Origin of the sequence: Persicobacter psychrovividus, assembly GCF_036492425.1 — a bacterium.
GTDB classification, from domain to species: domain Bacteria; phylum Bacteroidota; class Bacteroidia; order Cytophagales; family Cyclobacteriaceae; genus Persicobacter; species Persicobacter psychrovividus.
This window is the reverse complement of record NZ_AP025293.1, coordinates 616,203-630,984: the sequence shown is the minus strand read 5'-3', so window position 1 is coordinate 630,984 and position 14,782 is coordinate 616,203. Positions and strand designations below refer to the sequence as shown.

At 45.6% G+C, this 14,782-nt stretch carries 8 protein-coding genes; 5 read left to right on the top strand and 3 right to left on the bottom strand.

Annotation, left to right across the window (positions count from 1 at the left end):
- The first annotated feature begins 23 nt into the window (after positions 1-23).
- From AABK40_RS15895 to AABK40_RS15875, 5 genes are all read left to right on the top strand, one after another.
- A complete protein-coding gene (locus AABK40_RS15895) occupies positions 24-1,199 on the top strand; it encodes an efflux RND transporter periplasmic adaptor subunit (RefSeq protein WP_338398109.1) in 1,176 nt (391 codons plus the stop codon).
- A gap of 7 nt (positions 1,200-1,206) precedes the next feature.
- Complete coding sequence (locus AABK40_RS15890; RefSeq protein WP_332922877.1) at positions 1,207-4,374, top strand: efflux RND transporter permease subunit; 3,168 nt, start codon at positions 1,207-1,209, stop codon at positions 4,372-4,374.
- Between the two features lie 5 nt (positions 4,375-4,379).
- On the top strand, positions 4,380-5,825 hold the full coding sequence (locus tag AABK40_RS15885; protein ID WP_332922878.1) for an efflux transporter outer membrane subunit: 1,446 nt from the start codon (positions 4,380-4,382) through the stop codon (positions 5,823-5,825).
- Between the two features lie 1,664 nt (positions 5,826-7,489).
- A complete protein-coding gene (locus AABK40_RS15880) occupies positions 7,490-8,602 on the top strand; it encodes an FISUMP domain-containing protein (protein ID WP_338398108.1) in 1,113 nt (370 codons plus the stop codon).
- A 1,582-nt stretch (positions 8,603-10,184) separates the two neighbouring features.
- On the top strand, positions 10,185-11,279 hold the full coding sequence (locus AABK40_RS15875; RefSeq protein ID WP_338398107.1) for an FISUMP domain-containing protein: 1,095 nt from the start codon (positions 10,185-10,187) through the stop codon (positions 11,277-11,279).
- A 972-nt stretch (positions 11,280-12,251) separates the two neighbouring features.
- On the opposite strand, the gene AABK40_RS15870 is transcribed toward AABK40_RS15875, so the two are convergent.
- The 3 genes from AABK40_RS15870 to AABK40_RS15860 form a co-directional block, all read right to left on the bottom strand.
- The gene (locus AABK40_RS15870; protein ID WP_338398106.1) at positions 12,252-12,770 is read right to left on the bottom strand and encodes a DUF6933 domain-containing protein; all 519 of its coding nucleotides are present in this window, start codon (positions 12,768-12,770) and stop codon (positions 12,252-12,254) included.
- Positions 12,771-12,887: 117 nt separating this feature from the next.
- Positions 12,888-13,415, bottom strand: coding sequence for a DUF421 domain-containing protein (locus tag AABK40_RS15865; RefSeq protein ID WP_338398105.1), 528 nt, complete (start codon positions 13,413-13,415; stop codon positions 12,888-12,890).
- 224 nt (positions 13,416-13,639) lie between these two features.
- Entirely contained in the window at positions 13,640-14,776 is a 1,137-nt protein-coding gene (locus AABK40_RS15860; RefSeq protein WP_338398104.1) for a helix-turn-helix domain-containing protein, read from the bottom strand.
- Positions 14,777-14,782 lie beyond the last annotated feature (6 nt).

Below are 14,782 nucleotides of genomic sequence, written 5' to 3'. Positions count from 1 at the left end.
GACTATAATTAACATCAATCTAAATGAAAACCTACATTACCAAAATTAAACCAGCCCTCTGGCTTAGTTTTTTTGTGCTTGCGAGTTTTTGCTTTTGGAGCTGCGAGGAGCAAAAAGCTGCTGAGCGTCCTGCCCAAAAAGTAGAGACCGTTCAACTCAAGAAAATCGCCGTTCCTTTGATCAAAGAACACGTTGGACAACTCTTCGGCGTTCGTGATATTCCAATCCGTGCCCGGGTAGATGGCTACCTCGAAGGCCTGCATTTTCAGGAAGGTAACCTTGTCAAAAAGGGACAGTTATTATACTCTATCGATCCTCAGCCTTTCAAAGCCTCTGAGGCCGCCAAAAACTCTCAGCTTTCAGAAGCCAAGATTCGTGCTGCCCGTGCGAAAAAGGACCTTGACCGTATTGAGCCTTTGGTGAAAATTAAAGCCATTTCTCAGTCCGATTACGATGCTGCCAAAGCAGAATATGATGCCGCTATGGCGAGTGTTTCTGCTGCCCGCGCCAACCTGAAGATCTCTCAGCTCGATGTCGGTTATGCAGAAATTCATTCCCCGATCAGCGGAATTATTGGCCGTACAGAAGCCAAAGTGGGCGAGTACGTTGGGCGCGAACCCAACCCGGTGATTTTGAACAGTGTTTCACGCACCGATACCATTCTTGTGCAGTTCTTCCTGAATGAAAAGGAATACCTGTCTGTGTTCCGCCAGTTGCATCAAATGGATGCCGATACGGCGATTCATTCCGAGGACATTGGTCGTAAGACGGAATTTGAACTGATTCTTGCAGATGGCAGTGTTTTCAGCCATAAGGGAAAATTTGACTTTCTTGACCGTCAGGTGAATGCTGCCACAGGCTCCATGCTCGTGCAGGCGTCTTTCCCTAACCCCACCTTATTCCTTCGCCCGGGGCAGTTTGCCCGTGTTCGCACTACCGTTACCAGTAATAAAACCGCCCTGGTAATTCCTCAGCGTGCAGTAACGGATTTTCAGGGGCAGAAGGTCGTGTACACCGTTACGAAGGACAACAAAATTGTTCAGAAAAATATCCACACAGGGTTTAGTTACAAAGACTATTATACCGTGGAGGATGGCCTTAAAGAAGGCGAACAGGTCGTGTTTGAAGGGATTCAGAAAGTGCGTGAAGGCATGACCGTCAATCCGACATTAATCGAGTTTAAATCTCAAGTAAAATAAGGCCTCTATGAATTTGAAGGAACAGCATTTCTTCGTAAAGCGACCGGTAATGGCGATGGTGATCGCCATCATCATTGTCGTGGTTGGCCTTGTTTCTATGCAAGGGCTGCCCGTTGAGCAGTACCCCAACCTGACCCCTCCGATTGTGCAGGTACGAGCAACTTACACTGGTGCCAATGCGCTGAGTGTGGAGAACTCGGTGGCTGCACCACTGGAGCAGCAGATCAATGGGGTAGATAATATGATCTACATGAAATCGACCAACTCCAATGATGGAACCATGTCGATTGACGTCTCTTTTGATGTCGGTACAGATCCCGACCTGAACACCGTATTTACCCAAAACCGTGTTTCCGCAGCCACCGCAAAATTGCCCGAGGATGTGAAGCGTTACGGGGTAACCACTGAAAAATCTTTGCCGAATATTCTGATGTTGATCACCCTGCATTCAGACGGTGACCGTTATGATCAGCAATTTTTGGGTAACTATGCCCTGATCAATATTAAAGATGAGCTGGCCCGAATTAAAGGGATTGGCCGTGTGAACATTCTTGGTGCCTCGGATTACTCGATGAGAATCTGGGTAAAGCCTGATTTGCTGGCCAAAATGGGGATCAGTATTCCTGAGCTTACCAACGCCATCCGCTCGCAGAACATCATTGTGCCCGGTGGTAAATTTGGTGCCGAGCCTGCTCCTGCAGGTACGGAATTCACCTATACTGTCCGCCTGCCAGACCGTCTGCAAACCGAAGAAGAGTTTGGTGATATTGTAGTGCGGACCAACCCAGATGGCAGTGAAGTACGCATTAAGGATGTGGCAAGAGTGGAACTCGGCGTAGAAACCTACTCCTCTTTCACCCGACTTAATGGATCGCCTGCCGGAATTATCGCCCTTTATCAGGCGCCGGGCTCCAATGCCGTAACTTTGGCTGAACAGGTAAATGCTACTATGGACAAGCTCTCTGAGCGCTATCCAACGGGCATGAAACACACCGTTTCACTGGATACCACCAAGCCAATTACAGCAGGTATTGATGAGATTATCGAAACCCTGATTATCGCCTTGCTATTGGTGGTATTGGTGGTGTATATCTTTATTCAGGACTGGCGTGCTACCCTGATCCCGACCATTGCCATTCCGGTATCGTTGGTAGGGGCATTTATTCTTTTCCCAATGTTGGGCTTCACGATCAACGTATTGTCGTTGCTCGGACTGGTGCTTGCCATTGGTATTGTGGTGGATGATGCCATTGTGGTGGTCGAGACCGTGCAGGTAAACATGGAAAATGGTATGGATGCCAAAACAGCCACCAGCCAGGCCATGAAAGAAGTAACCGCTCCTGTGATTGCCACCACCCTCGTGTTGGTTGCCGTATTTATTCCCGTAGCGGGCATGGCAGGTATTACCGGCCGACTGTACCAGCAGTTTGCCATTACCGTAGCCGTTTCGGTATTGTTTTCTTCTGTAAACGCCCTGACCCTCAGCCCCGCTTTGTGTTCAGTATTATTGAAGAAGCCAGAAAAAGTCAAGGGACCTCTCGGGAAATTTTTCGATAAATTCAATGTCGCATTTGATAAATCTACCGAAGGGTATACCTCTTTTACAAGAATCATCGGCCGCAAAATCAAGCGTGGGGTGGTCTTTATTGGCATCAGTGTGATTGCAGCAGGAATTTTCGGCAAGATGGTACCCGGCGGATTTATCCCTGAAGAAGATATGGGCTATTTCTTCGTCAATATGCAGCTGCCCAATGCCGCCTCCTTGCAGCGTTCAGATGTTGTCGCCAAAAAAGTGGAACAAATTGTGGCGCAAGTGCCGGAAGTAGAAATGGTGACCACCGCCACGGGATTCTCCCTGCTGTCGGGCTCCATGTCTTCCAATGCCGGTTTCATGTTCGTTACCCTCAAAGACTGGGATCAGCGTGAGCGCACAGCGGCAGAGGTTGTCCGCCATGTTAATGGTTTGCTGATGTCACAGATTATCGAGGGGCAGGTCTTTGCCTTCGGTCCGCCGGCCATTCCTGGTCTGGGTAACGGTTCCGGTTTCTCGGTGATGTTGCAGGACCGTATGGGGAATACGCCCGAATTCCTGGCCGCACAGTCCATGAAGTTCATTCAGGCACTGAATGCCCGTCCGGAAATTGCTTCGGCCTTTACCACTTATCAGGCGGCCGTTCCTCAGAAATATGTCGATATTGATACCGATAAAATCCTGAAAACAGGGGTAGCCCTTGAGGATGTCTACAGTACCTTCGGGGCCTTTCTCGGTGGTGCTTATGTGAATGACTTCAACCGTTTCGGGCGACTCTATAAAGCTTATATTCAGGCCGAGCCCGAGTATAGGAATAATCAGGAAGGGCTGGAGATGTTTTATGTCAAAAATAAGCATGGCGATCAGGTGCCACTTTCAACCCTCGTGACTGTCAAGGAGATCACAGGGCCAGAGTTTACCTATCGATTCAACCTTTACCGATCAGTAGAAATTACCGGTTCTCCGGCACCTGGCTTTACTTCTTCGGAAGCTTTGGCAGTGGTGGAGGAAGTGGCAAAAGAAGTGCTTTCTGATGATATGCAGCTGGCATGGAACGGGATGTCGTATCAGGAAAAACAGGCTTCAGGGTCGCTGATGGGCGTATTCGCCTTTTCATTGCTCTTTGTATTCCTGATTCTGGCGGCACAGTATGAAAGCTGGACCCTGCCGATGAGTATTTTGCTCGGAACGCCATTTGCCGTATTTGGCGCCCTGTTCTTGCTGTGGTTTGCCCGACTATTTTCTGGCTCCTACGAGAACAACGTCTTTGCGCAGATTTCCCTGGTGATGCTGATTGCCATGGCCGCAAAAAATGCCATTCTGATCGTCGAGTTTGCCAAGCTGAAGTTTGACGAAGGGCTCAGCCTTTACGATGCCGCAATGGAATCGGCAAGGTTGCGTTTCCGTCCAATCCTGATGACTGCCTTCTCGTTTATCCTCGGTATTTTGCCATTGATATTGGCATCCGGGGCAGGGGCAGAATCCCGGAAAGTAATGGGCATGACCCTGCTCGGCGGAATGACCTTCGCTACGGTGCTTGGGGTATTTTTCTACCCGATGCTCTTTATCCTTATTGGCCGACTCGGGAAATATGAGGAAAAGCGCGATGCGAAAAACAATAAACTTTCAGCCCCTGAATCTTAATAAATATGAAAGCGATAAAACCTCTAATTTTATTTCTTCTGGTGATGATGGTGGCTTATGGATGTAAGCTGCGGAAACCTTTTGAAGGAACGGAGATGCCGATGCCTTCGGCTTTCCGTTTCGATGCACAGCAACAGCCTCAGGATTCGGTGGTTAATATCGGCTGGTGGGAGCTCTTCGATGACCCTCAGCTCGATACCCTCATTGCTACCGGACTGGGCAACAGTTACGATGTGCGCATTGCCGTAAAACGACTGGAGCAGGCGCAGAAAACCGTCAAAATTCAGAATGCGGAATTTCTGCCTAAATTCAGCGCCAATGGTACTGCTACCCGCGGAAACAGCGTGAGCGGGCTGCGTTTTGACCAGCTCGGTTTGGGCTCGGTAAACAATAATTTCAGCATTACCGGCAACGCAAGCTGGGAGCTGGATTTCTGGGGGAAATACCAGAGCCTTTCTGAAGCCGCCAAGGCACAGTACCTGGCTTCGGAATATACCCTGAGAAATATTCAGTTGCAGCTGGTTTCCAATATTGCACAGAACTACTTCCTGCTGTTGCAGGAAAAAGCTCGCCTGGAGATTGCAACGGCCACCCTGAACTCCAGGGACAGCAGCCTGAACATCCTCCGTCAGCGTTTCGATCGTGGGCTAATCCCTGAGATTGATGTCAATCAGGCGGAAATTCAGCGGGCAATTGCAGCCACTTCGGTGCCCGTCTTCAAAAGAAGTGTGGCGCGCCAGGAAAACCTGTTGAGTGTCTTACTCGGACAGGCACCGGGCGAAATTCAGGTTGGGAAACTGCTGGCGGATCAAAAAGCCCAAATGGAAATCCCTACAGGATTGCCAAGCGACTTGCTTCAGCGACGCCCAGACATCCTGGCTACGGAGCAGCAGGTGATTGCGCAACATGCCCTGGTGGGGGCAGCCAATGCCAACCGACTGCCAAGCATCAGCCTTACAGGACTGATCGGCGGGGCAAGCAATGAACTGACTTCCCTGACTGCCGGAGGGCCGTTGTGGAGTGTTGGTGGTGGATTTACCGCGCCTTTATTCCAATGGGGGCAGCTGAAAAATCAGGCGGATATTGAAAGATTGAAGCGTGATGAATCTGTGCTGAACTACGAGGCGACAGTATTGGGAGCCTTCCGTGAAGTGGAGGATGCCCTGATCACGATCTCGACGCTGAAAGAAGAAATTCAGGCACGTCAGGACAATGTCGTGGCTGCGGCCAATGCGGAATACCTTTCGCGGGAGCGTTACGACAAAGGAATGACTTCCTATCTGGAGTATCTGGAGCAACAGCGACAGTATTTTAATGCCCGCCTTGAATACGCACAAACGGCACAGCAACTGCTTTCGAGCTATGTTGAGCTGTACAAAGTTTTGGGTGGAGGCTGGATGAGTCAGGAAGAGCAGCAAGCAGCAGAGCAGGCCGCTCAACAAGAGAACTAATCAATCAACTATACCAAACCGTAACACTACATTTGAGCCACGAGCATATTTCACTCGTGGCTTTTTTTTGCCCAGAATTTCCGCCATGCGGCAACCCGTCAATAGCGCAACCTTGGATACACACAAGCGCGTCATCCCGTAGAGACGTTATTTTTAACGTCTACCAACCCACTGATGACATTCAGAAGGTGGGCACGAGCGAGACGCTCGCGCCAGTTAAATATAAATTTACATATAAACAAAATCCGTGGAAATCTGTGTCATCTGTGGACAATACAAAACCGCGCAATAATTAAGGTTTGCAGTACAATCCGTAAATACCACACAAGCATAGCGCACCACCCCGTAGAGACGTTATTTTTAACGTCTACCAACCCACTGATGATATTCAGAACGTGGTCACGAGCGGGACGCTCGCGCCGGTTAAATATAAATTTCTACATAAACAAAGAATTGCACCCTTTCAGGGTGAAAGGGTTTTGGGGGGATAATCCGAGGGGTTTTACCCCTCGCTATGATAGGTAATCCCTTCGGGGTATTAAAATAGATCGTTTGAGCTCACGCCTATTTTTACCATGGAATGAATTCCATGGTTATTCCAAAAAGTCCCTTCAGGACTGATGTGCCGAAGGTACATTTTGTAACAGCTTCGGGTTTTAACCCGAAGTACATAAACGGGAAAACAATCCACAAAATACAGACCTCTGAAAAGGGCGCAATATAAATATTCATCTAAACAAAATCCGTGGAAATCTGTGTCATCTGTGGACAATACAAAACCGCGCAATAATTAAGGTTTGCAGTACAATCCGTAAATACCACACAAGCATAGCGCACCACCCCGTAGAGACGTTATTTTTAACGTCTACCAACCCACTGATGATTTTCAGAACGTGGTCACGAGCGGGACGCTCGCGCCAGTTAAATATAAATTTCTATATAAACAAAGAATTGCACCCTTTCAGGGTGATAGGGTTTTGCGGGGATAATTCGAGGGGTTTTACCCCTCGTTATGATAGGTAATCCCTTCGGGATATAATAATAGATTGATTGAGCTCTCGCCTATTTTTTCCATGGAATGAATTCCATGGCTATTACAAAAAGTCCTTTCAGGACTGATGTGCCGAAGGTACATTTTCATTAGCCTCGGGTGAAAACCCGTGGAGAATAATCCACAAAATACAGACCTCCGAAAAGGGCATAATATAAATATCCATACAAACAAAATCTGTGGAAATCTGTGTCATCTGTGGACAATAAATAAAACATCAACCCACTGATGATTTTCAAAACGTGGTCACGAGCGGGACGCGCGCGCCAGTTAAATATAAATATCCATATAAACAAAATCCGTGGAAATCTGTGGACAATACAAAACCGCGCAATAATTAGGGATTGCAGTACAACCCGACAATAACCCACCCAATTTTTGAAAGCCCTTTTCATCAAAAAGAATATTCAACCCTCCTCAAGCATCAGCAGGGGCGATCTGTAAAATAGATGGAATTTTACCGCGATAAACTTCTTTATTTATATTTATCCTCACTATCTTTATGCAGAATACAATTTATATCATATTGAAAAGCATGATAATAGTGTCGGGGAAAGGTGGTTTGATTTGATATGTGATGTAAGTATGACTATTAAAACTTAAACTTTTATTGATGAAAATCATCTCAATCAACCGACTATTTGCCTTCCTCATGGCATCACTTTTTATGGTGGCCTGCTCAAGCGAAACCACTGAGCCAGATCCTATTCCAGAGCCACCAATTGAAGAGCCCGTAGAAAAAATCACCCCAAGCCTGCACTTGGAACTGGTCGAAGATTACGTCCGTTCTACCTATCCTGCTGATAATGAGCAAGCCGATTTGTTCACCGAAAGCGATGTGGTACAATTCGAATTGCACTTCGAGGTGGAAGAGGGCAAAGAATATGCAGAAATGGACGATCCTCAATTGTTTGTGACCATGGGCGAGGAAGAAAAAGAAATTGCCCTGACCAAGGAGGGCGACCACTATATTTCTGCGGAGATCACCGACTTGTTCAAAGACCAAATGTTGGAAGTATTTGCCTTGCGTGCCGTAGCGGAAAGCACCGATGCCAACGCCACCGAGCAGGAAACCACCACCGATGCCCAAATCGAGATTGGAAAATTCGGCTCCATGACCCTCGATACCTTCGGGGAATATACCGATAACCACATCTACAAAACCGTGAAAATCGGTGAGCAAATCTGGATGGCGGAGAATTTGAAGATGGAGACGGAAACGCATGATGGAATAGTATATGAAGACGGAGACAATGGTTTTGCTGAAATAGTCAATTATGCCGAGGCATATGGACATGCTTATCATTATGACAATGACGTTGTGCCTCTGATGACGGCACTTAAAGGAACTAATTGGCAAGTACCAACTGCTGATCAAGCACGAAAAATGTTTGAAGCATTAGGCGGAATAGCAGAAGAGCCTGGTTATTGGGCAAGCAATTATCCAAATATAGCCAATGATGTATTGATTGATGATGAAAAGTATTGGGCTTTTGAAAGCCCTTTTGAAGGTAATAATTCTTCTGGTCTTGGCTTAAAAGGCAATGGAAGATCGGGTATAGGACACATTCCAAACCGTATTCAAATATATTCGCTTTATCAGCGTTTAACCATTCATTTACAACAAGTTAATTCAGAGCCTCGATCTATACGTGCAGAAGAAAATACAATTAGGGTATTAGGAAATGCTTCAAATAATGGTGGGATCAGGTTAATAAAAGAATAAGATTATGAAGCGTATAATATTCTTTCACTTCAGCTGAAAATCAACAGGGGGCTCAGGCAATATGCCAAGCCCCCTATTGTTTTGATATTTGATCTACAAAAAATTATAGCATCAAGTGCAGTGCATCATCCCGTAGAGACGTTATTTTTAACGTCTAACAACCCGCTGATGATATTCAGAAGGTGGTCACGAGCGGGACGCTCGCGCCAGTTAAATATAAATTTCCATATAAGCAAAATCTGTGGGAATCTGTGTCATCTGTGGACAATAAATAAAACACCAACCCACTGTTGATATTCAGAAGGTGGTCACGAGCGGGACGCTCGCGCCGGTTAAATATGAATTTCTATATAAATAACGAGTCGCACCCTTTCAGGGTGATAGGGTTTTTGGGGGATAATCCGAGGGGTTTTACCCCTCGCTATGATAGGTAATCCCTTCGGGATATAATAATAGATTGATTGAGCTCTCGCCTATTTTTTCCATGGAATGAATTCCATGGCTATTACAAAAAGTCCTTTCAGGACTGTTGTGCCGAAGGTACATTTTCATTAGCCTCGGGTGAAAACCCGTGGAGAATAATCCACAAAATACAGCCCTCCGAAAAGGGCATAATATAAATATCCATACAAACAAAATCTGTGGGAATCTGTGTCATCTGTGGACAATAAAAGATCACGCAATAATTAGGGATTGTGGTACAATCCGTAAATACCACACAAGCATAGCGCACCACCCCGTAGAGACGTTATTTTTAACGTCTACCAACCCACTGATGATATTCAGAAGGTGGTCACGAGCGAGACGCTCGCGCCGGTTAAATATTAATTTCTATATAAACAAAGAATTGCACCCTTTCAGGGTGATAGGGTTTTGGGGGGATAATTCGAGGGGTTTTACCCCTCGTTATGATAGGTAATCCCTTCGGGATATAATAATAGATTGATTGAGCTCTCGCCTATTTTTTCCATGGAATGAATTCCATGTCTATTACAAAAAGTCCTTTCAGGACTGTTGTGCCGAAGGTACATTTTGTAACAGCTTCGGGTTTTAACCCGAAGTACATAAACGGGAATATAATCCACAAAATACAGCCCTCCGAAAAGGGCATAATATAAATATCCATACAAACAAAATCTGTGGGAATCTGTGTCATCTGTGGACAATAAACAAAACACCAACCCACTGATGATATTCAGAACATGGTCACGAGCGAGACGCTCGCGCCAGTTAAATATAAATTTCTATATAAACAAAATCCGTGGAAATCTGTGGCATCTGTGGACAATACAAAACCGCGCAATAATTAGGGTTTGCAGTACAATCCGACAATAACCCACCCTATTTTTGGAAGCCCTGTTCATCAAAAAGAATATTCAACCCTCCTCAAGCATCAGCAGGGGCGATCTGTAAAATAGATGGAATTTTACCGCGATAAACTTCTTTATTTATATTTATCCTCACTATCTTCATGCAGAATACAATTTATATCATATTGAAAAGCATGATAATAGTGTCGGGGAAAGGTGGTTTGATTTGATATGTGATGTAAGTATGACTATTAAAACTTAAACTTTTATTGATGAAAATCATCTCAATCAACCGACTATTTGCCTTCCTCATGGCATCACTTTTAATGGTGGCCTGCTCCAGCGAAACCACCGAGCCAGATCCTATTCCAGAGCCACCAATTGAAGAGCCCGTAGAAAAAATCACCCCAAGCCTGCACTTGGAAGTGACCGAAGATTACGTCCGTTCTACTTATCCTGCTGATAATGAGCAAGCCGATTTGTTCACCGAAAGCGATGTGGTACAATTCGAATTGCACTTCGAGATGGAAGAGGGCAAAGAATATGCAGAGATGGACGATCCTCAATTATTCGTGACCATCGGCGAAGAAGAAAAAGAAATTGCCTTGACCAAGGAAGGCGACCACTATATTTCTGCGGAAATCACCGACTTGTTCAAAGACCAAATGTTGGAAGTATTTGCCTTGCGTGCCGTAGCGGAAAGCACCGATGCCAACGCTACCGAGCAGGAAAGCACCACCGATGCCCAAATCGAGATTGGAAAATTTGGCACCATGACCCTCGGTACCTTTGGGGAATATACCGATGACCATATCTACAAAACCGTGAAAATCGGTGAGCAAATCTGGATGGCGGAGAATTTGAAGATGGAGACGGCGACCAATAGCGGGAAGGTGTATAAGGATGAAAACAATCTTTCTGAAATAGACAATTATGTAGAAGAATATGGGCATGCTTATCATTATGACAATGACGTTGTGCCAATGATGGTAGCGCTTGAGGGAACTGATTGGCAAATACCAACTGCTGATCAAGCACGAGAAATGTTGGTAGCTTTAGGTGGGGTAGCAGAAGAAGATGGTTATTGGGCAAGTAATTATCCGAATATAGCCAATGATGTGTTAACTGATGATGAGCAATATTGGTCATTTGAAGGTGTTTTTGAAGGAAATAACACTTCCGGTCTTGGGTTAAAAGGTTCGGGAAGAACAAGTTCCGATCTTTATGTTTCTTCATTTAAAGAAATGTCTATTATTCAGCTTCAAAAAGTTGATTCAGAAATAAGAGCTTTGCGAGCTCAGGAAAATACTATTAGGGTTTTGGGTAATGCACTTTCCATTGGTGGGATAAGATTAATTAAAGAATAAGACAATGAAGCGTATAATATTCTTTCACTTCAGCTGAAAATCAACAGGGGGCTCAGGCAAAACGCCAAGCCCCCTATTGTTTTGATATTTGATCTACAAAAAACTATAGTATCAAGCGCAGCGCATCACCCTGTAGAGACGTTATTTTTAACGTCTAACAACCCACTGATGATATTCAGAAGGTGGTCACGAGCGAGACGCTCGCGCCAGTTAAATATAAATTTCCATCTAAAAAAATCTGTGGAAATCTGTGTCATCTGTGGACAATAAACAAAACACCAACCCACTGATGATTTGCAGATAGTGGTCACGAGCGGGACGCTCGCGCCGGTTAAATATGAATTTCTATATAAATAACGAGTCGCACCCTTTCAGGGTGATAGGGTTTTTGGGGGATAATCCGAGGGGTTTTACCCCTCGCTATGATAGGTAATCCCTTCGGGATATAATAATAGATCGTTTGAGCTCTCGCCTATTTTTACCATAGAATGAATTCCATGTCTATTACAAAAAGTCCCTTCAGGACTGGTGTGCCGAAGGTACATTTTGTAACAGCTTCGGGTTTTAACCCGAAGTACATAAACGGGAAAATAATCCACAAAATACAGCCCTCAGAAAGGGTTAAATATAAATTTCCATATAAACAAAATCTGTGGCATCTGTGGACAATAAACAAAACACCAACCCACTGATGATATTCAGACCATGGTCACGAGCGGGACGCTCGCGCCGGTTAAATATAAATTTCCACATAAACAAAATCTGTGGAAATCTGTGTCATCTGTGGACAATAAATAAAACACCAACCCACTGTTGATATTCAGAAGGTGGTCACGAGCGGGACGCTCGCGCCGGTTAAATATAAATTTCCATTTAAATAAAATCTGTGGAAATCTGTGTCATCTGTGCACAACCAAACCGCGCAATAATTAGGGGTTGCGTCAAAAGTACTGACCATTCATGGGTGTTTTATTAACACAACTGCAACACCTCTTTCAGAAACTGCTCCATTTCAAGCTGTGGCGTTGAGCAGTTTAATTGCTGATAAGGGATTTTATTAAGGATTGCTGCCCGTTCAGAAAAATCCCATGCACTGAAGCGTGGCTGCCCAGTTTTCCACTCCTGCAGGATACCCAATAAGTAATTCTGAGTGCCAATCACCTTGCGGTCATTATCCGTGCGGAAAAATTTCACGGAGGACAGCCCCTCCAACAGGCGGTCTTTTTTAAGGTCAGTGCCTGTATGTTGAAGTTGTGCCGCAAAAGCCTCCAGCACCAAATCGGTCAGGCGCAATGCATCTTTGGTTTTATACTCGGGAACAAGCACGGAATATCGTGTTGGCAGGTGTGTTACCAGCAGGCACTTCTTCCGATCCAGGTTAAAAAGCGTCGCCATCCATTTCCCCTCGGGTGGCATTTCATGGGGTAGCCGAATTGCAAAAAGGTGCGGAGGAATGATTTTCTCAAGTTTTTTGGAAAAGTGTAGCTGCATGTCTTTAAAAATAGATCTATCATTTGAAAGATAAGAAATTTTTCAATTTTAAAAATAGCAGCACTCAATTCCTTGTTTGCTGAAATGCGTTACTGGCCAGAACAGCATAGGGTTCAATTAAGGATGTTCCCTTACGCCCTCAAGGATATTTTCCCCCAGGCTGCAGTCGTCGTCATCGCCTACATGAAGCACTGAAATGTCTCCCGTGGACTCCAGAACAACCGCCAGAACCTGATCAAAATGAATCACATTTGCCTCCCGCAGTTTGGCAATCAACTGACTCCGCTCCACCCGTGCATGTGCCAGGTTTTTGTCCAAAATTTCAGGCCCTTTCATCAGCAGTAGCGGCTTGTTGGAAATCAGTTGGTTGACCCACTGGAAGCGCCGCTGTAAGGACGAAAAAACGAAGGTCAGCAACAGCAACGTTACAATAGCCACAGAACCATGCACCACCGTCGTGCTGGAAGTCAGGATCGACGAAATAATGCTGCCAACAGCAATCGTGAAAGCAAAATCATAAGCCGTAAATTTGGCAAAAGACCGCAAACCCACGATCCGCGTTAGTATCACCACCACTAAAAAAATCAAAACACTCCCCGCCACAGTAGGCCACAACGGGTCATTCGCCTGATAAATCCACTCCATAATTTGAAATTTAAGAATGAGTAATGAACCATAGATGCGGGTAACCCAAACTTTCAATAAGTTGGCAAACGCCTTCATCGGCACTTCTCCCACAACACTGAAAGAAGGAGAGTGTTTAAGCGAAAAGAAAGATATTTGCGGCCATACTTTTGCTGCAACGCTTAAATACAGAATGATAAAAAATGAGGTGGATTTACGGGGAATGCCATTAAATCCTGCCCCCCTCAACCCCCATTGTTCTGAATATATTCAGTGGGCGTGAGTCCGGTTTGTTTTTTAAAGATTCTGTTGAAAGTGGTTTTGGAGTTGAAGCCGGCCATTTCGGCGAGGTGGGGCAGGGTGTACTGTCGGTGGAAATCCTGGGAAATAAGGCTCAGTGCTTCCTGCAGGCGCAGCTGATTGATGATCTCATGAAAAGATTGCTGTTTGTAGCCATTAAAAGCCTCCGATATTCTTTTGTAACTCAGGCCACTTTCTGCGCAAAGGTCCTGCATTTTGAGGTCTGTTTTCAGGTAGAGTTTTTGTTCGGTCAGGATTTTATGGAGCATTTCATAGTGTGCTTTCTGCGGGTTTTGTGCAGGCTCAGCAAGGGAATCATGCTCATGGTTTTTTATGGAAGCTGCGGCAGATTTTTGCTGAAGGATGCTGGGGTTGAAAATTTTCGGCTTGGTAATGGCAAAGATGCTCAGGCCCAGGGCGGAGATGGTGAGTCCGCTGTAAAAGAGCTGAAACATATTGATCACGGCAGAAATCTTGATCAGTTCAAGCACTGCCCCCGAGGTGCCGATGATCCACAGCAGGATATTGACAGCCAGAAAACCGCTGAGCCACTTGTAAGTAAAGGAGCGTTGCGGAGCGTGCTCGGTTTGCCCAAGGGATTGCAGGCGGTTGAGCGACAGGATGGCGTAGAGCATCCACTGAAAAATGATGAACAGGTTGAAGAAGTTTGACCACCAAAGGTACCATTCCGGGAAGCCTTCAAGGAGCCAGGAGGTTTTTTCGGCGGGATCGATAAAAAACATCGGGCTGATCACCAAAAGGTAGGAAAGTGCCGGCACAAAATGCCCCAGTTCCCTTTTGTGCATGCGCGGATTGCCCTTAATGTAGTATTTAACATAAAGGAACATCAGTGGGCTGCAACAAAGCACCAGGAAGTCGGCGGTACCATAAAGTTTCGGGTACTGCAGAAAGAAGGCCGTATCTTTAAAGTTAAACATCAGCACGGTGAGTGCCCATGCGAAAACGAGCCCCCCGAGGAGTTTATTGGGAAGAAACCGGGCAGGGTAGAGCAATAAATATAGCGCCAAAAATAAAGCAAGAATTCCTCCTGAAATGAGTGTCAGGCTCCAGTAATTATCCATAGGGTT